This is a genomic window from Aliiroseovarius marinus (assembly GCF_050881025.1).
Classification (GTDB): Bacteria; Pseudomonadota; Alphaproteobacteria; order Rhodobacterales; family Rhodobacteraceae; genus Aliiroseovarius; species Aliiroseovarius marinus_A.
The window spans coordinates 214,111-234,652 of the sequence record NZ_JBNNXQ010000002.1; the positions used below are offsets into that span (position 1 = coordinate 214,111).

A 20,542-nucleotide genomic window follows, 5' to 3' on the forward strand; every position below is an offset into this window, starting at 1 on the left:
CTGTATCAACGCAATGTGGAAACGACCTTAGCCCTTCTTTTGCCCAGCAAAACAAGGGCAAAAATCCTTGATCCTGACCGCACATCCCCCTATACACCGCCTGTCCGGCACTCCTTCGTGAGTCGCACGGGCCGTTTTCCAATGCGCAAACGCCTTTCTTCGGCGCTCAGATGTGCCGGAAAACGTTGAAAAGAAACGACGAACTATCCTCCCGCGGGCGTGAAAAACGGACCCGGTGAAGACGCGGAGCTCTTGGACGGCAGCAACTTTGCGGAACAACCGCAAGCAAATATGGAGGATCAGATGGATCTGATCGCACAGCTCGAGGCGGAACAAGTTGCCGCCCTGGGGAAAGATATCCCCGATTTCAAAGCCGGTGACACCATCCGTGTCGGCTTCAAGGTGACCGAAGGGTCGCGCACCCGTGTGCAGAACTACGAAGGCGTTTGCATCAGCCGTAAAAACGGTTCGGGCATTGCCGGGTCGTTCACCGTTCGCAAAATTTCCTTCGGTGAAGGTGTGGAACGTGTGTTCCCGCTGCATTCGACCAACATCGATAGCATCACCGTTGTGCGTCGTGGCCGTGTACGCCGCGCCAAGCTTTATTACCTGCGCACCCGTCGCGGTAAGTCGGCCCGTATCGCCGAAGACACCAACTACAAGCCCAAGAAAGCTTAAGGAGCGTCGACATGAAAAAGGATCTGCATCCCGACTACCACCTGATCGACGTCAAGATGACCGACGGCACTGTTGTTCAGATGAAATCGACCTGGGGCAAAGAAGGCGACCAGCTGGCGCTGGACATCGACCCCTCGGCTCACCCGGCATGGAACGGCGGCAGCACCCGCCTTATGGACACCGGCGGCCGCGTGTCCAAGTTCAAATCGAAATACGAAGGCTTTGGGTTCTAAACCACGCCTCTTTCGAATGGGAAACGCCGCTTCAACCGAAGCGGCGTTTTTCGTTTCAGGCGGGTGGTGAAAGCCACAAATACCGTACAATGCCATAGACATAGAGCCCGGCAAACAGGATGTTGATGTATTTGAGCTGCGGCTCCCGGCGCAGCCACGCGCAGTAAATCCAGATCAGGCAAAAGGGCAGGCTCAGGCACATCGCAGCCAGTTGCCAGCCCTGCACAATCGAGACCGTGCTGGCCAGCCCCAAGCCAAACGCAATCCACTTCAACGGCTGCTCATACGCCGCAAACGTCATCAGCGTCATCTCTCATCTTTCAGGTAAACAGCGCCGTGAACCCGGCGATCTGCTGGCCGCAGTTTAAAGCGTTTTGGCTTATTGTTGAAGCACAACAATAAGACGAAACGCGCAGAACTCATTGATGTTGTGGGCGTTTCGAAATCAACTTGTGTCTCAAGTTCATCTCGAAACGCTTTAGATGATTTTCAGCGGCCGACAAAGCCCCTTAGCGGGTGATGGCCCACTTCCCCGCTTGATCCGGCAACCATGCCTCGATCGCAGCGGTGGCAACCACGTGGACCTGCCCCGCGCTGTCCGTGTTCATGCCGCCCTTCACGGCCTGCACCTCGGCACGGCCACGGGGCAGTTCGGCGCGGACGACGTCCAGATCGACCTTGTCGGGTTCCGCGACACCGATGGTCACCACCACGCGCATATCCTTGTGATCCAACCCCAGCGTTGAAAACAGAGTGATCGACGAATGGTGCAGCGCATCCTGCACCGCGCGACACGCCGCTTTGGTATAGTCCTGACCGTAAAGGTCATTGCCCGTGCCCATCTCTAGGATCATGCGTTTCTCGCCCATCACACGGCCTCCATATCGAAAGACACGGCGATGGCGACATTGGCAATCACCGTTTTCCCGCCCTGCGGCTTGTCGATGTCCAACCCGCCATGTTTGACCGCAAACGAGATATTGCCATAGGGGAAATCCTTGGCCAACTGGCTGGTGTCGACGCGGTCAGGTGCCTGCACGGCAACCTCGACATCCACGATCATGTCGGATTTTTCGAACCCGAACAGCTCGGCCATATTGACCGAATTGTGCCACAGCGCGTCCCGGATCGCGCGGGCGGCGGCCTCGGTGTAATCTTCGCGTCTGAGCGACGTGCCCATGCCAAATTCGACCAATACACGTGTTTTCGCCATGCCGGTTCCTTTCCGTTTCCCCATTCCTACCAGACTGCGCACGGGTTCATAGCGCCAGCTGCCCGGCGCGTGGCATGAATTTGGACCGGCCAGCGGCGCGCGGCCTCTTCCCCCCGCCCGCCATCGCACATATAGTCAGCGCCAACTATAAGCTTCAGGTCGGGGATACGGGCGTGGCACATATTATTGTCGTGGGGAACGAAAAGGGCGGCGCGGGGAAATCCACCGTGTCGATGCATGTGGCAACGGCCCTGTCGCGTATGGGGCATCGTGTTGGTGTGCTGGATTTGGACCTGCGCCAACGCACTTTCGGGCGCTATGTGCAGAATCGCATGACCACCATGAAGCGCGAGGGTGTTGACCTGCCTACGCCCGAATTCCACGAATTGCCCGAGGTTGATCCCACGGGGCTGAAGCCCGGCGAAAACCCCTATGACCGCCGCCTGTCCATGGCGATTGCCGCGCTGGAGCACAGTCAGGACTTCATCCTGATCGACTGCCCCGGTTCACACACGCGACTTTCCCAGGTGGCGCATTCGCTGGCCGACACGCTGATCACGCCCCTGAATGACAGCTTTGTCGATTTCGACCTTCTGGCCCATATCGACCCGGTCACGCTCGAGGTGAAAGGCCCCTCTGTTTACTCTGAGATGGTCTGGAATGCCCGCCAGCTGCGCGCCAAGGCCGGGCTGAAACCCATCGACTGGATTGTCGTGCGCAACCGTCTGGGCGCACAAATGATGCACAACAAGAAAAAGATGGGCGATGCGCTTGAGGACCTGTCGCGCCGCATTGGCTTTCGCGTGGCCCCGGGCTTCAACGAGCGTGTCATCTTCCGCGAGCTCTTCCCGCGCGGCCTGACACTTTTGGACCTGCGCGATGTGGGCGTTGTGGGGCAGATGAACATCTCGAATGTGGCTGCGCGTCAGGAATTGCGCGAGCTGATGAAGTCGCTGAACCTGCCCGGCGTCGAGGTGAAAATCTGACGCAGCGAAGCCGGGGGTCTTTTCCCTTTGCGCGCCCATCAAGGGCCGCTAGGCTCGGCCCATGTTGCGATATCTGATCACCCGCGCCCTGTCGCTTGGCGCCAGCCTTGTCGTCGCCTCGTTGGTGATCTTCGCAATGATCGAGGTCATCCCCGGCGACCCTGCCTCGTTCATGCTTGGGCTGAACGCAGCGCCCGATACCGTGGCCGCCCTGCGTGACGAATTGGGGCTGAACGGCTCTCTGAGCGCGCGCTACCTGTCATGGATCGGTGGGCTTATCACCGGGGATTTCGGCATTTCCTACACCTATCGCGTGCCCGTGGCAGAATTGGTGCTGGAGCGGTTGCAGGTGTCATTGCCGCTGGCGATCTTCGCGCTGATCCTGTCAACCGTGATCGCCATTCCCGTGGGCCTGATCGCCGCCTCCCGCCGGGGGGGCGCCGCCGATGTCACCATCATGGGGGCCACGCAACTGGGCATTGCCGTGCCGAATTTCTGGTTTGCGATGCTATTGGTCCTGCTCTTTGCTGTGCAGCTGCGCTGGTTTTCGGCCGGCGGTTTTCCGGGGTGGGAGGCCGGGTTTGGCCCTGCGATGAAAGCCCTGACCCTGCCCGCCGTGGCCCTAGCCCTACCACAAGCGTCCATTCTGGCCCGCGTCATGCGATCGTCGCTTTTGGATGTGTTACATCAGGATTATATGCGCACCGCCCGCGCCAAGGGGCTGACATATGCGCAGGCCACCCGCCGCCACGCGTTGCGCAACGCGCTCATTCCGGTTTTGACCATCATCGGGCTGCAGTTCAGCTTTCTTCTGGCCGGCGCGATCATCATTGAAAACGTGTTCTTCCTGCCGGGCCTTGGGCGGTTGATTTTTCAGGCCATCACCCAGCGTGACCTTGTGGTTGTTGAAAGCGTGGTGATGCTGCTGGTTTTTGCCGTGATCGTGGTCACCTTTCTGGTGGATGTGGCCTATGCCGTCGTGGACCCCCGGCTTCGGAGGCGCCCATGACCCGTCTGCCCGCCCAGCTTGTGATCGGAGCCGCCCTCAGCACCTTATTGCTGGCCGCAGCCCTTCTGTCCTTTGTTTGGACGCCTTACGACGTGACTGTTCTGAACATCTCAGCCAAGCTGACACCGCCCTCGGCTGACCACCTTCTGGGCACCGATCATTTCGGCCGTGACCTTCTGTCGATGCTGATGGAGGGCGGGCGGATATCCATCGCCGTCGCGGTTCTGGCCGTGGGCATCGGCATGGGTGTGGGCGTGCCTCTGGGCCTGATGGCGGCGGCCAACCGGGGCGGCTGGCTGGACGAGGTGATCATGCGCGGCAATGACCTGATCTTTGCCTTCCCGTCACTGGTCATCGCCATCCTGATCACAGCCACCTTTGGCCCCTCGGCCACCAATGCGATCATCGCTATCGGCATCTTCAACATCCCCGTCTTTGCCCGCGTGGCACGGGGCGGCGCGCTGACCATCTGGACGCGCGAGTTTATCATGGCCGCGCGTGTGGCCGGAAAATCCCGCACCCGGATCAGTGTCGAGCACATCCTGCCCAACATCGCGAACCTTCTGATCGTGCAGGGCACCATACAGTTTTCACTGGGCATTCTGGCCGAAGCGGGCCTGAGCTATGTGGGCCTTGGCGCCCAACCGCCCACGCCCAGTTGGGGAAGGATGCTCGCGGACGCCCAGACCATGATCTATACCACGCCACGGCTGGCCATCGCACCGGGGCTGGCGATTGTCGCCATGGTGCTGGGGCTGAACCTGATCGGTGACGGGCTGCGCGACCTTCTGGACCCCCGCATTCGGAGGGCGCGTGAATGATCGACATCCGAAATCTCAGCCTGTCCATCGCAGACAGCCCGATTTTGCACGACGTGGACCTGTCCATCGCCCCCGGTCAGGTGGTGGGTCTGGTGGGCGAAAGCGGGTCGGGTAAGTCGATGACTGCGCTGGCATTGATGGGGCTTTTGCCACGCGGGGCCGAGACGTCTGGGCAGATATTGCTGGAGGATCAGGACCTCCTGACCCTGGGCGAAAGCCCCATGTGCGACATCCGCGGGCGCCGTGTCTCGATGATCTTTCAAGAACCGATGACAGCGTTGAACCCGGTGAAAACCATTGGCGATCAGGTGGCGGAAACCATCTTGATCCACACGGATACGTCACGCACTGACGCCCAGCGCATCGCCGCCGAGAAACTGGCGCGCGTGGGGCTGCCGCAGGACCGTTTCCCATTGGATCGCTATCCACATGAGCTGTCCGGCGGTCAGCGCCAACGCGTGTGCATCGCCATGGCCATCGCGCTGCACCCAGAACTGTTGATCGCGGACGAGCCCACAACCGCGCTGGATGTCACCACGCAGGCGCAAATTCTTGTCCTCTTGAAAGAACTGGTGGCCGAGGAGGATATGGGCCTTTTGCTGATCACCCATGATCTGGCCGTGGTCGCGGGTATGGCCGATCACGTGGCGGTCATGCGCAAGGGGCGCGTGGTCGAACAGGGCGCAACCGAGGCGCTGTTTCGCACCATGTCCCACCCTTACACGCGCCAGCTGTTTGAGGCGTCGGAACACCAGCCGGACGGGGACAACAGGCCCGGCACCACGCCGCTATTAGAGGTGCGCGGCGCGATCCGCGAATATCCCCTGCCGCGCCAATCCCTCTTCGGCCCTGCCCCACAGTTTCGCGCCGTGGATGGGGTCAGCTTCACCATGAACAAGGGCGAAAGCCTTGGGCTGGTCGGCGAAAGCGGCTGCGGTAAATCCACGCTGTCACGCGCCATCTTGGGGTTGGAGCCGCTGCAAGGCGGTCAAATTTTGCTGAACGGCGCGCCCATCGCACCGGGTATGGACCCGGCCCGTCGCGCAGGCCTTCAGGTGGTGTTCCAAGACCCCTATGGCAGCTTCAATCCGCGCTGGACGGTGGAAAAACTTGTGGCTGAACCCTTTCACCTTCTGGGCACGCGGCCCGATGACTGGCGCGACCGGGTGCGGGATGCGCTGGCCGAGGTCGGCTTGACGGGCGAGGCCATGACCCGCTATCCGCACGAGTTTTCCGGCGGGCAACGCCAGCGCATCGCCATCGCCCGCGCGCTGATCTTGCGGCCCGAACTGATCGTGTTGGACGAAGCGGTCTCCGCGCTGGATGTCTCGATCCGGGCGGATATTCTGGACCTGCTGGCCATGCTACAGTCCAAACACGGGCTGGCCTATCTGTTCATCAGCCACGACCTTGGCGTGGTGCGTTCGATCACCGATCGCGTCATGGTGATGCAAGCGGGCAAGATCGTCGAACACGGCGACACCAAGACCGTCTTCACCACGCCCGCGCAAGACTACACACGAAACCTGATCAGCGCGGCGCCCCGCATTCCGCCCGCGTGGAGGGAGGCTTAGATGCACGTTCTTTGGTTTGACCCGACCGAGATTCTCATCGGTGGCAACTGGCAGAAAACCGACCAGGTGATCGACGTCGAAGACCCGTCGACCGGGCAGAGCTTCGCCCAGATTGCGCGCGGGCGCACACAGGATATCGACGCCGCCGTAAATGCCGCCCGCAGCGCGCTTGACGGCGACTGGGGTCGGATGACGGCCCTCGAGCGCGGCCGCATCCTGACCCGCATCGGTCATCTGGTGGAAAGCCGCGCGGACGACCTGACCGCGCTGGAAGCCCGTGATGTGGGCAAACCCCTGACACAGGCGCGCAATGACGCCATAGCCCTGGCGCGTTACATGGAGTTTTACGGCGGTGCGGCGGATAAGGTGATGGGCGACACGATCCCCTATCTGGACGGCTACACCGTTTACACGCTGCGCGAGCCGCATGGTGTCACGGGCCATATCGTGCCGTGGAATTACCCGATGCAGATCATCGGGCGCTCGGTCGGGGCGGCCTTGGCGATGGGCAATGCCTGCGTATTGAAACCGGCCGAGGAAGCCTGCCTGACCGCACTTGCCTTCGCGCGATTGGCCCAAGAAGCAGGCCTGCCCGCAGGGGCCCTGAACGTGGTCACCGGATTGGGCGAGGAAGCGGGCGCGGCGCTATCTGCCCATGCAGGCGTCGATCACATCAGCTTCACCGGATCGGTGCCCGTGGGCGCCTTGGTGCAGGCGGCTGCGGCCCAAAACGTGGTGCCCGTCACCTTGGAACTGGGCGGCAAATCCCCTCAGCTGGTGTTTGATGACGCCGATCTGGACGCGGCCCTACCCTTTCTTGTGGGCGCCTGCATTCAGAACGCGGGCCAGACCTGCTCGGCCAGTTCGCGCGTGCTTGTGCAGCGCGGCGTCTATGATCAGGTCGTCGCGCGCATGGGCGAAGCCTATGGCGCTTTGCGTGTTGGCCCGGCAGATGCCGATCTGAATATCGGGCCGCTGATTTCAGCGCGTCAAAAAGAGATCGTCGAGGGGTTTTTGACCCAGGGCGCAGACCTAAAACTTGCCGGACGTGGACAGATCACCGACACTCCAGACGGCGGGCACTACGTGGCCCCCACCCTTTTCGCCGATGTGCCACCAGATCACCCGCTGGCCCGTGACGAAGTCTTTGGCCCGGTGCAGGTGATCATTCCCTTTGACACCGAAGAGGACGCCATACGGATTGCCAATGGCACCGACTACGGGCTGGTTGCCAGTGTCTGGACCGCCGATGGCGCGCGCCAGATGCGGCTGGCAAAACGCCTGCGCGCGGGGCAAGTCTTTATCAACAATTACGGCGCAGGCGGCGGCGTAGAACTGCCCTTTGGTGGTGTCGGCAAATCCGGCCACGGGCGCGAAAAAGGGTTCGAGGCGCTCTACGGCTTTTCCAGCCTCAAAACCATTGCAGCAAAACACGGGTAACCCATGGCTTCTATTGAAACGTTCCGCCGGATCATTGACCCCACCGATTGCGACATGTTGGGGCATATGAACATAAGCCGCTATTTCGGCTGCGTGTCCGATGCAGGTCTTGGCCTGATGACCGCCTTCGGGCTGGGTCAGGACCAGATTACCGGGGGACGCAGGCAAGCCTTTGCCATGGTGCATTCGGATGCCAACTATCACCGCGAAGTGCTGGCCGGGGAATGGATTTACATGCGCTCAGCCGTGGCCGAGATCGGTCGCCGCTCCGCCACCTTCAAGCACTGGATGCATCGCGCCACCGATGACAAGCTGCTGTTTGATGTCACCGCGAAATGCGTGTTGATGGATCTGGACAAGCGGCGTGCCACCGTGATCGACGACGCACTTGCAACCGCCATGCAAACCTTCCTGACCGAGCACCCGGCATGAGCGCACCGCTGCGCATATCAAACCGGCAGGCGCGTCACTTGTGGTTATGGAGCAACCTCTTATCCGCCACACCGACCGGTGCTTTTGACCTGCAAGATATCATCTGGCGGCTGGGCTTTGTGCAGATCGACACGATCCGCAACGTGACCCGCGCGCATAACCACATTCTGTGGACACGCAACCAAAACATCCGCGAGGGCATGATCTGGGACCGGCTCCGCGCGCGCGGCATTTTTGAACACTTCACCCATGACGCCAGCTTGATCGACATGCGTGTCCTGCCCTATTGGCGACAGCAATTTGACCGGCTGGGCGCCCGTGTTGCGCGGTCTGACTGGTATAAGTCCGGGCTTGCACGCGATCAGATTTCGGCCATCCGAAACCGGATTGCCGCCGAGGGGGCCTTGTCGACCCATGCCTTCGACACAAAGGTCGACAAACGCGAGATGTGGGCCCGCCCACCCCATAAAAAGGCGCTCGATCAGATGTGGTATGCGGGCGAACTGGCCACCTGCCACCGGAAGAACTTTGTGAAATTCTATGATCTGGGTGAACGCGTCTTTCCCGCACATGATCCGGCCCCGGCCGGAGATGCCACGGACTGGCTATGTACACAGGCGCTGGATCGTCTGAGCTTTGGCACCTCTGGTGAAATCGGCCGCTTTTGGGATGTCCTGAACGCCCGCGAGACCAAAGCCTGGTGCGACGGTGCCGCGCTGGTAAAGGTCGAGGTCGAAACCGCCCAAGGCGACAGCTATGCCGCCTTGGCCCCGGCGGATATTGAAACCCGTCTGAACACCCTGCCACACCCGACGACACGCCTGCGCATTCTCAACCCGTTTGACCCGGCGATCCGCGATCGTGCGCGGCTCGAAAAATTGTTTGGTTTTGACTATCGCAATGAAATGTTTGTGCCAAAAGACAAACGGCGCTGGGGCTATTACGTCTATCCGCTGCTCGAAGGGGACCGATTTGTCGGGCGCATTGAGCTGAAAGCAGATCGCAAAGCCGGCCTTCTGTCGGTGATCGGCTTCTGGCCGGAACCGGGCGTGCGCTGGGGCGCTGCGCGCCATGACAAACTACAGGCCGAACTGGTCCGGTTCGGACGTTTTGCTGGCCTGTCTGCGACCGAATGGCAGGTCGGGAGGGCCTGACTTGCACGCGCCCGCAATTGGGCGCAAGCTGCGACACGAACCAGGAGATGAAAATGCGGCTTCAGGACAAAACAGCCATCGTGACGGGCGGCGCATCGGGCTTTGGCGCCGGGATCGTACGCAAATTTGCAGCCGAGGGCGCGCGGGTGATGGTGGCGGATTTGAACGACGAACTGGCCCGCGAAGTGGCCGGTGAGGTCGACGGGGTCGCGCATCATGTGGATGTTTCATCCGGCGACAGCGTGGCGCAGATGGCGCGCGCAGCTCATGAATTGTGGGGCCATGTCGATATCGTGGTGAACAACGCGGGCATCACCCACCTGCCCAAGCCGATGGAAGAGGTGGACGAAGGCGAATTTGACCGCGTCTTGGCGGTGAATGCCAAATCGGTCTATCTGACCGCACGCTATTTCGTGCCGGGCATGAAGGCCTTGGGCAAAGGGGCGGTACTGAACGTGGCCTCGACCGCCGGGCTCAGCCCGCGCCCGAACCTCAATTGGTACAATGCCTCCAAGGGCTGGATGATCACCGCGACCAAAACCATGGCGGTAGAGCTTGCCCCATTTGGCGTGCGGGTAAACGCGATCTGTCCGGTCGCCGGAGAGACTCCGCTTTTGTCCAGTTTCATGGGGGAAGACACGCCGGAAATGCGTGAGAAATTCGTCTCGACCATTCCAATTGGCCGGTTTTCCACCCCCGAAGACATGGGGAATGCCGCGTGTTTTCTGTGCTCGGACGAGGCCTCGATGGTCACGGGCGTCGCGATGGAAGTTGATGGCGGGCGGTGCATCTGATGAGACCGGGCGCCAGAAACCTGATCACCGACGTGGCTGGATTGCGGGTGGGCAATGCACAGGACGCGACCATCAAGACCGGAGCGACAGTGCTGGTGGGCGATGCGCCGTTCACCGCCGCCCTGCATGTGATGGGCGGGGCACCGGGCACGCGGGAATCTGATTTGCTGGCACCTGACAAGCTGGTGCAGCAGGTGGATGCGCTGGTGCTTTCGGGCGGGTCGGCTTTTGGGCTGGATGCCGCATCGGGCGTGGCCGACGGATTGCGCGACATGGGACGCGGGTTCCAGGTGGGCGATCAGCGCGTGCCGATTGTGCCCGGCGCGATCTTGTTTGATCTATTAAACGGTGGTGACAAAAGCTGGGCGGAAAACCCGTATAAAGCCTTGGGCCGGGCGGCATTGGCCGCGGCGGCAGAACAGTTTGATATGGGCAGCACAGGTGCGGGCTGTGGGGCCACCACGGCCAACCTGAAAGGCGGGCTTGGCTCTGCCTCTTTGGTGCTGGACAATGGGATCACAGTGGGCGCGTTGGTCGCGGTCAACGCTCTCGGTGCGGTCACCATGGGCGACGGGCCCGCGTTCTGGGCCGCCCCTTGGGAAATGGACAATGAATTTGGCGGGATTGGCATGGGGCACCATGACCCGCACGAAGAACCCCGGCCCGAGGCCCGCTTGGGCGAGAACACCACCATCGCCATCATCGCCACCGATGCGGTTCTTGATCAGGCACAGGCCACGCGACTGGCCACGGCCGCCCATGACGGAATGGCGCGTGCGATCCATCCCAGCCACACGCCCTTTGACGGCGACTTGATTTTTGCCGCGGCGACCGGGGTAAACCCCCTGCCCGATCCCGGCTTTGACGCGCTCAGGCTGGGGCATGCCGCCGCGACCTGCCTTGCCCGTGCCATTGCACGTGGTGTGCATGCAGCCACGTCTGCACCGCAAGATACCTTGCCCAGCTGGGCCGAGAAATTTTCCTGACGGGTCCGGCCCGTTTCCAACAGACAGGAGTATACCATGTCCCCCATTGCCAAACTCTCTCTTGTGGCCTTACTGTCCCTTCCCACCGTCGCGTTGGCCGACGAGGTCTCGGACACGTTGCAATCGGCGCTGTCCGCCTATGAAGAGGGTGACATCAAATATGCCTTGGAAGAGCTGGAATATGCCAAGCAACTGATGCAGTCGATGAAGACCGCTGACCTTGCCAAGTTCCTGCCCGAAGCACCTGACGGTTGGACCCGCGACGTGTCGACCGAAATGAACTCCGGGCTTGCGATGCTGGGCGGCGGCGCGGGGGCCGAAGCGACATATACCGGTGACGGAAACTCATTTTCGATCACCATCATGGCCGACAACCCCATGGTGGGGGCGCTGTCGGGCATGATGGCAAATGCCGGCCTGATGGGGATGAAGCTAGAACGGGTCGGGCGCATGAAATTCCTGAACCAAGACGGCGAATTGTCTGGCATTGTCGACGGTCGCATCCTGATACAAGCCTCGGGCGCGGACCCGGAGGTGATGAAGCCGCTGCTGTCAGAAATAGACCATCGCGCTTTGGAAAATTTCGGCCGCTGACACGCACGACCGGCCGGAACAGCACCTGAATCCAACGCTGAAACAGTCGCAGATCAGAAGAATCTTCCGCGCTGTTTGTCTGTTCTGGCCGAACTCCAAAAAAATGATCAAAAAATTGTATCCAATCGGGATGAAATGCGATCCCGAATAGGCTATGTCCGATTCCAAGAGGAGCGGCGGCGCGGTGCCGCCCTGCCGAAACACGAAAGCCACTGAACACGCCTGACAGGATCGAACATCCAAACGGCACAGGATTTGGGAGACACAAACATGAGCGCCAATGCCACCGAGTTGAAGAAACTTCTGAAAGACCCGACGCTGGTCGAAACCCGCGCCTATGTGAACGGCGAATGGATCGACGCCGATGACGGGGCCACGTTCGACGTGACCAACCCGGCGCGCGGCGACGTTATCGCCACGGTCGCCGATCTGTCGCGCACTGAAGTGGCCCGCGCCATTGAAGTGGCCGACAAAGCGGGCCGCGAATGGGCGAAACGCACCGCCAAGGACCGCGCCAACATCATGCGCAAATGGTTCAACCTGATGATGGAAAATCAGGCTGACCTTGCCGTGATCCTGACTGCCGAAATGGGCAAACCCCTGGCTGAAGCGACGGGCGAGATCGCCTATGGCGCCAGCTTCATCGAATGGTTCGGTGAAGAGGCCAAGCGCATCTATGGCGAAACCATCCCCGGTCACCAGCCCGACAAGCGCCTGATGGTGATCCGTCAGCCGATCGGCGTTGTTGCCTCGATCACGCCTTGGAACTTCCCCAACGCGATGATCACCCGCAAATGTGCCCCGGCAATTGCCGCAGGCTGTGGTTTTGTCGGGCGTCCTGCCGAACTGACACCGCTCTCGGCCACCGCACTGGCCGTTCTGGCTGACCGCGCGGGCATCCCCGCGGGTGTGTTCAACATCGTGCCCAGCTCGCGCAGCTCGGACATCGGCAAAGAGTTCTGCGAGAACCCGCTGGTGCGCAAACTGACCTTCACCGGCTCGACCAATGTCGGTCGCATCCTGCTGCGTCAGGCGGCCGATCAGGTTCTGAAATGCTCGATGGAACTGGGTGGCAACGCCCCCTTCATCGTGTTTGACGACGCCGATCTGGACGCCGCCGTGGAAGGCGCCATCGCCTGCAAATTCCGCAACAACGGCCAGACCTGCGTCTGCGCCAACCGGATCTATGTGCAGGAAGGCGTGTATGACGAATTCGCCAAGCGCTTCGCCAAAGCCGTGTCCGCCCTGCCCGTTGGTGACGGGTTGAACGAAGGCATTGCGCTTGGCCCGCTCATCTCACCTGCCGCTGTTCAGAAAGTGCGGGAGCACGTGGCCGACGCCACGTCGAAAGGCGGCGAGGTGATCCTTGGCGGCAAAGAACACGAAAACGGCGGGCTGTTCTTTGAACCCACCATCATCAAAAACGCCACCCGCGAGATGGAGGTCGCCACGGACGAGACCTTCGGCCCGATGGCGCCCTTGTTCAAATTCAAGGACGAGGACGACGTGATCGCACAAGCCAATGACACGATCTTTGGCCTCGCGTCCTATTTCTACGCCAACAACCTGAGCCGCGTCTACAAAGTGGCCGAGGCGCTGGAATATGGCATCGTCGGCGTGAACACCGGCATCATCTCGACCGAGACCGCGCCCTTTGGTGGCGTGAAACAGTCGGGCCTTGGTCGCGAAGGCTCGCGCCACGGGATCGAGGATTTCCTTGAGATGAAATACATCTGCATGTCGGTCTAAGGCCTGCCGAAAAGAACCGAAAACCCGCGCAGCTTGCGCGGGTTTTTTCGTTTCACTCTTCAGCGGCAGACACCGCGCCACTGATCAGATTGGTTTTCAGCAGCCGTTCCGAAAACGTGCCGCGCGGGATGCGCAGGGCGTCAAGATAAACACCGGCTTGTGCCGCTGCCTGCCGCGCGGCCACCACCGCCTCCTCGGGCGATATCGAGACAAACCGCACAGTGTCGCGCGCCCTGAGCTGCGCCAGACGATCCTGATCGGGGCCAATCACGGTGGCAATTTTCGGATAACCCCCGGTGGTCTGGTGATCGGCCAGAAGCACGGTCGGCACCCCGTCGCCTGCCACCTGAACAGACCCGCGCAACACGGGTTCAGAGGGAATAGACAGGGCACCATTCAGGGCAAGCTCCGACCCAGCCAGACGCACCCCCATTCGGTCGTAAGCATCTGTCAGCGCATAGTTTTCCTGTTGGAACGTTGCCAGCGCATCGGCGTGGAAATGCCGATCTTGCGGCCCCATCACAACCCGTGCCTCATTGGGTGCACCGGGATAGACCGGCGGCGAAAACGTGCCTTCGCGGGCCGGGTCAACCCGCGCGGCCTCGACGGTCAGACCCTGCCCCGTGACCACCGCCCCACCACCGAAACCTGACGCGCTGTGGGTGGCCACGCTGCCCAGCCAGTTGTCCGCCTGAAACAGCCCTGCAAAATGCAGATAGGCCCAGCTGCCCGATGCCCCGGGCCGGATCGAAAGGCTTTGCCCGGCCTCAATGGACAAGACGTTCCAGCTGTCCAGCGCCGCACCATCCAGGGTCACCGAGAAATCGCCGCCGGTCACCGCGAGCGTCGTGGCGCCCTCGGTGCACTCCAACACCAAACCGCCCATCGAAATCTCGATCCCGGCCGCTGTGTCTGGCAGGTCCAGCACCGCACGACCTGCCGCACAAGCCAGCCGGTCCATCGGACCCGAGCAGGGCACGCCAAAGCGCTTTTGCCCGCGCCGACCCACGTCCTGAACGGTGACAAGCGGACCGGCGAAGGCAACCCTGAACCTGGCAGCGCTCATCTGACACCCCCCTGCCCAGCTTCGAACTCCGCGCGACTGACGCGGGTGAACTGCACCCGGTCGCCCACATCAAACAGGAAGGGGCGCGCCGGATCGCCGGTCAGCACCCGTGTTGCCACCCGCCCGATGATGGACCAGCCCGTTGGCATCGTAAGGGTCGAGATCAAACATTGCGGCCCGGCAATCAAAAGCGATCCTGCTGGCACATCGCGCACGGGGCTGGGCTTTCGTGGGCATTGGATCGCCTCGGGCACGCCGCCCATATAGGCGTAGCCGGGTGCAAACCCATACATGAGCACGCGGTAGTCCCCCGCCAGATGCGCCTTGATCACCGCCTCTTCGCTGATCCCGGCGCGTGCCGCGACATCAGATAAATCCGGTGCAAAATCAGCGTCGTAGCAGACAGGCACCTGACGCAAGGGCGCGGCTTTCGTTGAAGAGGCCGTCTGTTCAAGCAGCGGGACCACCGCCGCTTGTATATCTTCGTGAGTGGTGGTCACCGGATCAAACTCGACCAACAGATTGACCAGTCCCGGCACCACTTCGACCAGCCCGTCAGGCGGGTGTGCGGTTAACGCGCGATCCAGATCAAGCACGCGTGCTGTCGCTGCCTCGCTGATTGCGTCGGCAAATTCGACCAAGAGGGCGTGATCGCCGACAGGCACGAAACGCGGGAACATCTTAGCCCCCGATGAACGGGGCAAGGGGCACGCCGGCACCCGTCAGACGCGCGCGGATTTGGCGGGCCGTTTCGACGGCAGCGGGATGGTCGCCATGCACGCAGATGGACTGCGCGGCCAGCGCAATGGGGTCTCCGTCAATCACCGGCATCAGCCCCGTGTCCAACATCTCCAGTAGTCGCTGGGCTGCATGCTCCGCGTCATGAATAACCGCATCCGGGTGGCTGCGCGGCACCAATTGGCCAGAGGACTGATAGGTTCGGTCCGCGAAGATCTCGGAATAAACGTCGAGCCCTTCTGCACGGGCCACCTGTTCAAACACCGTGCCCGAAATGGCCAGCACTGACAGATCGGCCCGCAGCGCTTTGATGGCGCGGGCAATGGCGCGCGCCACATCCGCGTCTGCAGCGGCCAGATTGGCCAGCGCCCCATGCGGTTTCACATATGCGACGGGCACCGGCACCATGTCGGCCACGGCCAAAAGCGCACCCACCTGGGCCGCCACCATATATCCGATGTCGTCAGGGGCCATGGGGATCACCCGGCGGCCAAACCCCTCGCGGTCGTTATAGCCGGGATGTGCGCCCACCGTGACGCCGTTTTTCGCCGCCATCTGCAAGGTTTCAAACATGGTTTTGGGGTCACTTGCATGGCCGCCGCAGGCAATATTCGCGCTGGTGACCAGCGCCAGCATCGCCGCATCATCGCCCATGGACCAAGCGCCGAAGCTTTCACCCAGATCGGAATTCAGGTCGATAGTGCGCGTCATGCTCTGCCCTCCCACGGTGCATCCTTGCCATCATGGGTAGGGCCAAGCGCCCCCGTCTGGCAAGCCAGAACTGCGCCCTAGCTGGCGTCGAAATCCAGCCCCAGGTCGACAGTGCGCGCCGAATGGGTCAGCGCGCCGGACGAGATATAGTCCACCCCCGTCGCCGCGATCGGTGCGATGCGGTCCAGTTTCACATTGCCCGAGGCTTCGGTTTTCATGCGACCATCAACCATTGCCACCGCCTCGCGCAGCATGTCGTTGTCCATATTATCAAGCAGCACGACAGAGGCCCCGCCGACCTCCAGCACCTCGGCCAGTTGGTCCAGCGTATCGACCTCGATCTCGACGGCCATCATGTGGCTGGCATGGGCTTTGGTGGCCTCCAGCACTTGCCGCACACCACCCGCCGCCGCGATGTGATTGTCCTTGATCAGGATCGCATCCGACAGGGAATAGCGATGATTGAACCCGCCGCCATGCAGGACGGCAAGTTTTTCGACCAGCCGAAGGCCGGGCGTGGTCTTGCGAGTGCAGGTCACGCGGGCATCTGTGCCCTTGGCCTCAGTCACGAAGCCGGCGGTTTTGGTGGCAATACCCGTCAGGCGGCCTGCAAAGTTCAGCGCCACGCGTTCGCCCGACAGGATCGAGGCCGCGCGGCCCGTGATCGTCATCAGCGTCTGGCCCGCCTTGCAGGGCTGACCGTCTGCCACATGGGTCACGACCTTTAGCTCTGCATCGACTAGGTGAAAGGCGATGCGCGCGACCTGCATGCCCGACACAATGGCGTCTTCACGCGCGTTCAGGCGGGCTTCATATGTGGTCTCTGCCGGGATCACCGCACGGGTGGTTACATCGCCGTAGCTGCCCAGATCCTCCATCAAAGCGTTGCGGATCATTGGTTCCAGAACCAGATCGGGGACAGTTGAAAAACTCATGTCAGTTCCTCGCAAACCTGCGCCCGGATCGCGAGCGCATCGGAAAGATGCAGTTCAGACCGGCTGCCCGGCCCGTCATTTGTCTGTGGAAAATCAGACCGTTCATGCGCGCCGCGACTTTCTTCGCGCATCAGCGCACCGGCGGTGATCAGCGTGGCCGTGGCCAACATGTTCCTGAAGGACAGGCTGTCGGCGTGGTCGGCTTCGAGCCGCGCGATCAGCTGCAGCGCCTGACGCAACCCGTCGGCGTTGCGCACTACGCCGACGTTTTCGGTCATGCATTGGCGCAGGGCCATCACGGCCTCAGGCGTCGGGGGTGTGCCGCCCGCGTCAAAACTGATGTTCAAAGGCGGGGCATCCGCAGATGCGCCTATTTCAGCCGCTATGCCCTCGGCGCAGATGCGCGCATAGACCAGCGCTTCCAACAGCCCGTTCGAGGCCAGACGATTGGCCCCGTGCAAGCCCGTCGAGGATGCCTCGCCGCAGACCCAAAGCCCGGCTAGAGTGGCACGCCCTTCCATGTCCGTGGCGATCCCGCCCATATGGTAGTGGGCAGCGGGGGCCACGGGGATCGGGTCGGTTGCCGGATCGATCCCGTTGCGCGCGCAATATTCGGCCACGGATGGGAATTGCGTCTTGATCGCCTCGCCCAGCACTTCGCGGGTGTCCAGCATCGGGCGGTTGCCCGCTTGCTTCTGGGCATAGATCGCACGGGCCACAACATCGCGCGGGGCAAGCTCCGCATCCGGGTGGATGGCCTGCATGAAGCGTTCGCCATCTTTGTTGATCAGGACCGCGCCTTCACCGCGCAGCGCCTCGGTCGCCAGCGGCGCTGGGTCTTCGCCCACATCCATCGCGGTGGGGTGAAACTGCACAAACTCAGCGTCCGAGATCAGCGCACCAGCGCGTGCCGCCATCCCGATCACCTGACCACGGATGCGGGGGGGATTGGTGGTCAGCGCATAAAGCCCGCCCGATCCACCGCCCGCCAGCAGAACCGCCGCGCCTTCAAGCATCACCGGGGCCGAACGGGCTTCGTCCGCTTTCTGGACCGCGACGCCAGTCACCCGACCGTCAACCACCCGCAGGTCCACCGCCATCGTGCCTTCCAGCACCTGGATCGAGGGCGTCTGGCGCACCTGTTCAATCAGGGCTGCCATGATCTGTGCGCCCGCCTGATCACCCTTCACCCGTACAACGCGGGCATAGCTGTGCGCCGCCTCGCGCGAGAGCACATAGCCGCCGTCTTCGGTCCGGTCAAAAGGCGTGCCCATGGTCGTCAAATCAAGGATGTAGTCGCGGGCCTCGCGGGTGACCAGATCAGCCACATTCGGGTCCACCGTCCCCGCACCGGCCTTCACCGTATCACGGGCGTGGTTTTGCGGACTGTCAGCTGCATCCATCGCCGCCGCGACACCGCCCTGCGCCCAGGCCGAGCTGGCTCCCTCGCCCAGCGTTTCGGGCGAGATCATCACCACCGGGCGCGGTGCCAGTTTCAACGCCGCATAGAGCCCGCCCAGACCGGCCCCCACGATAACAACGCGATCGGTGGGAATGGTTTTCATATCAGATCAAAGGCCCAGTTTCTTTGACAGGTCGATCATCGCCTGAACCGAATGACGTGCCTTTTCGGCCACCTTTGCGTCCACTTCGACCTGACCTTCCATCGTGTGCAACACGTAGAGGATCTTTTCCAAGGTGATCTTCTTCATATAGGGGCACATGTTGCAGGGGCCGACGAAATCGACCTCGGGCAGGTTGTCGGCAATGTTCGATGCCATCGAGCATTCGGTGATCAGCATCGCCTTTTCGGGCTTCTCGTCGGTCACATATTTCAAAATGCCACTGGTCGAGCCGGAGAAATCGGCCTCGGCCACCACATCGGGCGGGCATTCCGGGTGGGCGATCAACCGCGTGCCCGGGTTCCATTCGCGGAAATCGCGCAGGTCCTGAGCGGTATATTGTTCATGCACAATGCACGAGCCCGGCCAATAGACCACGTTTTTGTCGGCCTCGTTGGCCACATTCTGCGCCAGATACTGGTCAGGCGTCATGATGACCGTGTCGGCCTCCATCGCGTTTACGATCTGAACGGCGTTTGACGAGGTGCAGCAGATGTCGGACGCGGCTTTCACCTCGGCCGTGGTGTTCACGTAAGACACAACCGGGGCGCCGGGGTATTTGGCGCGCATCTCTTCAATGCCATCGGCGGTGATGCTTTCGGCCAGCGAACAACCCGCGGCCATGTCGGGCATCAAGACTGTCTTTTCGGGGCTGAGAATCTTTGACGTCTCGGCCATGAAATGCACACCCGCCTGCACAATCACATCCGCTTCAACTTCGCTGGCCGTCATCGCCAGCTGCAGGCTGTCACCCACAACGTCAGACACGCCATGAAAGATTTCGGGCGTCATGTAGTTATGGCCCAGAATGACCGCATTGCGTTCCTTTTTCAGGGCGTTGATCGCCTTGATATAGGGCGCGTAGATGGCGAAATCCGGGGGCGTGACGACGCGGTCCATGCGGGCATAGACCTCGGGCATCGACGCGGCCAGCTCGGCCGAGGGTTCCAGATCATAGCTTTCCGCCAGCAGGTTGCGGATGTCAGTTAGGTCAAGCAATACAGCGCTCCCGTCTTATGCGGCCCTCAGATAGCAAGTTGGCGCAGCAATTGCCACCAAATTGACAGGAAAGCTTGGCAATCACACGGGGAGCGATGCGCCTTTTTTAACACTTGATGCTGAAATAGGGTGACCTAGGGGCAAGACGCAGCCTTTGCGCGGGTTCGGGAGGGCGGCAAGCACACCGCCACTATCCGTTCCGAATTTGCCCCTCGGCGCGGGAAAATGCGTGTCCATCAATTCGCCATGGCCGCAGCGCTTTCATCAGGACGCATGGTCGCAACCAATTCGGCGACTTTGACCCCAAGAATGCGCATTTCCGACTTGTTCATGATGACCCCGTTTTCGGTCAGATACATCCAGTCTGTCGCATTCAGCGTGTAGCCACCGGCCTCTTTTGGCAAAATGATCTTGTAGCTCAGCCGCACTGTCGACCCCGAAACCACACCGCGTGCCTCGCCGACGATGTCATCGGCTGTGGCCGTAAAGCTGTTGTCGGGTCCGAGTGTCAAAAACCATTTCCGATTCTGCTCTTTGCCGTTCGAATAGCGAAAATGCTCGCTCAGCGTTCCTTGGTCGCCATTCCATTCGCCGGTCATTTTCGCCACGAAGCTGTTTGTGACTTTTCCTGTCGGGCCGTAGATCAACCCCTCGGACAGGATCGATCCCGAGAGATGTTCTTGCAAGTTAAACGCGGGGCCGGTTTGGGCATAATCGCTTGGGGATTGACTGCGAAAACTCATGAAGCGTGATTTCAACAGCATGCCCGTTACAACGATAAGCAGCAGAATAGTAAGGGTTTTCATCT

General features: G+C 61.4%; 23 protein-coding genes. 13 read left to right on the forward strand and 10 right to left on the reverse strand.

The window, feature by feature from the left end; genetic code table 11:
• Nucleotides 1–303: 303 nt before the first annotated feature.
• Nucleotides 304–678, forward strand: coding sequence for a 50S ribosomal protein L19 (rplS, locus tag ACRY08_RS06500; protein WP_432449074.1), 375 nt, complete (start codon nt 304–306; stop codon nt 676–678).
• 11 nt (nt 679–689) lie between these two features.
• Nucleotides 690–911 carry a 50S ribosomal protein L31 gene (gene rpmE / locus ACRY08_RS06505; protein WP_432449075.1) on the forward strand — a complete coding sequence of 74 codons (222 nt, stop codon included), beginning with the start codon at nt 690–692 and terminating at the stop codon, nt 909–911.
• A gap of 55 nt (nt 912–966) precedes the next feature.
• Here rpmE and ACRY08_RS06510 read toward each other — a convergent pair whose 3' ends face one another.
• The 3 genes from ACRY08_RS06510 to ACRY08_RS06520 form a co-directional block, all read right to left on the reverse strand.
• Entirely contained in the window at nt 967–1,221 is a 255-nt protein-coding gene (locus ACRY08_RS06510; protein WP_432449076.1) for a peptidase, read from the reverse strand.
• A gap of 199 nt (nt 1,222–1,420) precedes the next feature.
• Nucleotides 1,421–1,780, reverse strand: a complete 360-nt coding sequence (locus ACRY08_RS06515) for a Lin0512 family protein (RefSeq protein WP_432449077.1) — start codon at nt 1,778–1,780, stop codon at nt 1,421–1,423.
• On the reverse strand, nt 1,780–2,124 hold the full coding sequence (locus ACRY08_RS06520) for a Lin0512 family protein (RefSeq protein WP_432449078.1): 345 nt from the start codon (nt 2,122–2,124) through the stop codon (nt 1,780–1,782). The genes ACRY08_RS06515 and ACRY08_RS06520 overlap by 1 nt, the downstream gene beginning before the upstream one ends.
• A gap of 173 nt (nt 2,125–2,297) precedes the next feature.
• Here ACRY08_RS06520 and ACRY08_RS06525 point away from each other — a divergent pair, with 173 nt between their 5' ends.
• The 11 genes from ACRY08_RS06525 (at nt 2,298) to ACRY08_RS06575 (ending at nt 13,663) form a co-directional block, all read left to right on the forward strand.
• Nucleotides 2,298–3,110: a division plane positioning ATPase MipZ gene (locus ACRY08_RS06525; RefSeq protein ID WP_432449079.1), complete on the forward strand. Its 813-nt coding sequence runs from the start codon at nt 2,298–2,300 to the stop codon at nt 3,108–3,110.
• 61 nt (nt 3,111–3,171) lie between these two features.
• Nucleotides 3,172–4,119: an ABC transporter permease gene (locus ACRY08_RS06530; RefSeq protein ID WP_432449080.1), complete on the forward strand. Its 948-nt coding sequence runs from the start codon at nt 3,172–3,174 to the stop codon at nt 4,117–4,119.
• Nucleotides 4,116–4,940 (forward strand): ABC transporter permease, encoded by an 825-nt coding sequence (locus tag ACRY08_RS06535; RefSeq protein WP_432449081.1) that lies wholly within the window; start codon nt 4,116–4,118, stop codon nt 4,938–4,940. Before ACRY08_RS06530 ends, ACRY08_RS06535 begins: the two co-directional genes overlap by 4 nt.
• Complete coding sequence (locus tag ACRY08_RS06540; protein ID WP_432449083.1) at nt 4,937–6,514, forward strand: ABC transporter ATP-binding protein; 1,578 nt, start codon at nt 4,937–4,939, stop codon at nt 6,512–6,514. Before ACRY08_RS06535 ends, ACRY08_RS06540 begins: the two co-directional genes overlap by 4 nt.
• The gene (locus tag ACRY08_RS06545; RefSeq protein WP_432449084.1) at nt 6,515–7,954 is read left to right on the forward strand and encodes an aldehyde dehydrogenase family protein; all 1,440 of its coding nucleotides are present in this window, start codon (nt 6,515–6,517) and stop codon (nt 7,952–7,954) included.
• Nucleotides 7,955–7,957: 3 nt separating this feature from the next.
• On the forward strand, nt 7,958–8,386 hold the full coding sequence (locus ACRY08_RS06550; RefSeq protein WP_432449085.1) for an acyl-CoA thioesterase: 429 nt from the start codon (nt 7,958–7,960) through the stop codon (nt 8,384–8,386).
• Nucleotides 8,383–9,540 carry a winged helix-turn-helix domain-containing protein gene (locus ACRY08_RS06555; RefSeq protein WP_432449086.1) on the forward strand — a complete coding sequence of 386 codons (1,158 nt, stop codon included), beginning with the start codon at nt 8,383–8,385 and terminating at the stop codon, nt 9,538–9,540. The genes ACRY08_RS06550 and ACRY08_RS06555 overlap by 4 nt, the downstream gene beginning before the upstream one ends.
• Nucleotides 9,541–9,593: 53 nt before the next feature.
• On the forward strand, nt 9,594–10,334 hold the full coding sequence (locus ACRY08_RS06560) for an SDR family oxidoreductase (RefSeq protein WP_432449087.1): 741 nt from the start codon (nt 9,594–9,596) through the stop codon (nt 10,332–10,334).
• Nucleotides 10,334–11,320, forward strand: coding sequence for a P1 family peptidase (locus ACRY08_RS06565; protein WP_432449088.1), 987 nt, complete (start codon nt 10,334–10,336; stop codon nt 11,318–11,320). Before ACRY08_RS06560 ends, ACRY08_RS06565 begins: the two co-directional genes overlap by 1 nt.
• Before the next feature lie 36 nt (nt 11,321–11,356).
• The gene (locus ACRY08_RS06570; RefSeq protein WP_432449089.1) at nt 11,357–11,914 is read left to right on the forward strand and encodes a hypothetical protein; all 558 of its coding nucleotides are present in this window, start codon (nt 11,357–11,359) and stop codon (nt 11,912–11,914) included.
• 270 nt (nt 11,915–12,184) lie between these two features.
• Entirely contained in the window at nt 12,185–13,663 is a 1,479-nt protein-coding gene (locus tag ACRY08_RS06575) for an NAD-dependent succinate-semialdehyde dehydrogenase (RefSeq protein ID WP_432449090.1), read from the forward strand.
• Between the two features lie 52 nt (nt 13,664–13,715).
• Here ACRY08_RS06575 and ACRY08_RS06580 read toward each other — a convergent pair whose 3' ends face one another.
• The 7 genes from ACRY08_RS06580 to ACRY08_RS06610 all read right to left on the reverse strand — a co-directional run bounded on the left by ACRY08_RS06580 (nt 13,716) and on the right by ACRY08_RS06610 (nt 20,540).
• Nucleotides 13,716–14,729: a biotin-dependent carboxyltransferase family protein gene (locus tag ACRY08_RS06580; RefSeq protein WP_432449092.1), complete on the reverse strand. Its 1,014-nt coding sequence runs from the start codon at nt 14,727–14,729 to the stop codon at nt 13,716–13,718.
• Entirely contained in the window at nt 14,726–15,409 is a 684-nt protein-coding gene (locus tag ACRY08_RS06585) for a 5-oxoprolinase subunit B family protein (protein ID WP_432449093.1), read from the reverse strand. The genes ACRY08_RS06580 and ACRY08_RS06585 overlap by 4 nt, the downstream gene beginning before the upstream one ends.
• Before the next feature lies 1 nt (nt 15,410).
• Nucleotides 15,411–16,178, reverse strand: a complete 768-nt coding sequence (locus tag ACRY08_RS06590; protein ID WP_432449094.1) for a LamB/YcsF family protein — start codon at nt 16,176–16,178, stop codon at nt 15,411–15,413.
• Between the two features lie 77 nt (nt 16,179–16,255).
• A complete protein-coding gene (gene nadC, locus ACRY08_RS06595; protein ID WP_432449095.1) occupies nt 16,256–17,113 on the reverse strand; it encodes a carboxylating nicotinate-nucleotide diphosphorylase in 858 nt (285 codons plus the stop codon).
• A complete protein-coding gene (locus ACRY08_RS06600; protein WP_432449096.1) occupies nt 17,110–18,678 on the reverse strand; it encodes an L-aspartate oxidase in 1,569 nt (522 codons plus the stop codon). Before ACRY08_RS06600 ends, nadC begins: the two co-directional genes overlap by 4 nt.
• A gap of 6 nt (nt 18,679–18,684) precedes the next feature.
• Nucleotides 18,685–19,734: a quinolinate synthase NadA gene (nadA, locus tag ACRY08_RS06605; protein WP_432449097.1), complete on the reverse strand. Its 1,050-nt coding sequence runs from the start codon at nt 19,732–19,734 to the stop codon at nt 18,685–18,687.
• A gap of 236 nt (nt 19,735–19,970) precedes the next feature.
• Nucleotides 19,971–20,540: a DUF3833 domain-containing protein gene (locus ACRY08_RS06610; protein ID WP_432449098.1), complete on the reverse strand. Its 570-nt coding sequence runs from the start codon at nt 20,538–20,540 to the stop codon at nt 19,971–19,973.
• Nucleotides 20,541–20,542: the final 2 nt, after the last annotated feature.

Coding starts and splice junctions, on each gene's coding strand:
- ACRY08_RS06570 (WP_432449089.1), top strand. CDS start 11,357: ATGTCCCCCATTGCCAAACTCTCTCTTGTGGCCTTACTGTCCCTTCCC.
- ACRY08_RS06590 (WP_432449094.1), bottom strand. CDS start 16,178: ATGACGCGCACTATCGACCTGAATTCCGATCTGGGTGAAAGCTTCGGC.
- ACRY08_RS06515 (WP_432449077.1), bottom strand. CDS start 1,780: ATGGGCGAGAAACGCATGATCCTAGAGATGGGCACGGGCAATGACCTT.
- ACRY08_RS06610 (WP_432449098.1), bottom strand. CDS start 20,540: ATGAAAACCCTTACTATTCTGCTGCTTATCGTTGTAACGGGCATGCTG.
- ACRY08_RS06540 (WP_432449083.1), top strand. CDS start 4,937: ATGATCGACATCCGAAATCTCAGCCTGTCCATCGCAGACAGCCCGATT.
- ACRY08_RS06560 (WP_432449087.1), top strand. CDS start 9,594: ATGCGGCTTCAGGACAAAACAGCCATCGTGACGGGCGGCGCATCGGGC.
- ACRY08_RS06585 (WP_432449093.1), bottom strand. CDS start 15,409: ATGTTCCCGCGTTTCGTGCCTGTCGGCGATCACGCCCTCTTGGTCGAA.
- ACRY08_RS06565 (WP_432449088.1), top strand. CDS start 10,334: ATGAGACCGGGCGCCAGAAACCTGATCACCGACGTGGCTGGATTGCGG.
- ACRY08_RS06520 (WP_432449078.1), bottom strand. CDS start 2,124: ATGGCGAAAACACGTGTATTGGTCGAATTTGGCATGGGCACGTCGCTC.
- ACRY08_RS06530 (WP_432449080.1), top strand. CDS start 3,172: ATGTTGCGATATCTGATCACCCGCGCCCTGTCGCTTGGCGCCAGCCTT.
- ACRY08_RS06510 (WP_432449076.1), bottom strand. CDS start 1,221: ATGACGCTGATGACGTTTGCGGCGTATGAGCAGCCGTTGAAGTGGATT.
- ACRY08_RS06545 (WP_432449084.1), top strand. CDS start 6,515: ATGCACGTTCTTTGGTTTGACCCGACCGAGATTCTCATCGGTGGCAAC.
- ACRY08_RS06535 (WP_432449081.1), top strand. CDS start 4,116: ATGACCCGTCTGCCCGCCCAGCTTGTGATCGGAGCCGCCCTCAGCACC.
- ACRY08_RS06550 (WP_432449085.1), top strand. CDS start 7,958: ATGGCTTCTATTGAAACGTTCCGCCGGATCATTGACCCCACCGATTGC.
- ACRY08_RS06600 (WP_432449096.1), bottom strand. CDS start 18,678: ATGAAAACCATTCCCACCGATCGCGTTGTTATCGTGGGGGCCGGTCTG.
- ACRY08_RS06575 (WP_432449090.1), top strand. CDS start 12,185: ATGAGCGCCAATGCCACCGAGTTGAAGAAACTTCTGAAAGACCCGACG.
- rpmE (WP_432449075.1), top strand. CDS start 690: ATGAAAAAGGATCTGCATCCCGACTACCACCTGATCGACGTCAAGATG.
- ACRY08_RS06555 (WP_432449086.1), top strand. CDS start 8,383: ATGAGCGCACCGCTGCGCATATCAAACCGGCAGGCGCGTCACTTGTGG.
- ACRY08_RS06580 (WP_432449092.1), bottom strand. CDS start 14,729: ATGAGCGCTGCCAGGTTCAGGGTTGCCTTCGCCGGTCCGCTTGTCACC.
- nadC (WP_432449095.1), bottom strand. CDS start 17,113: ATGAGTTTTTCAACTGTCCCCGATCTGGTTCTGGAACCAATGATCCGC.
- rplS (WP_432449074.1), top strand. CDS start 304: ATGGATCTGATCGCACAGCTCGAGGCGGAACAAGTTGCCGCCCTGGGG.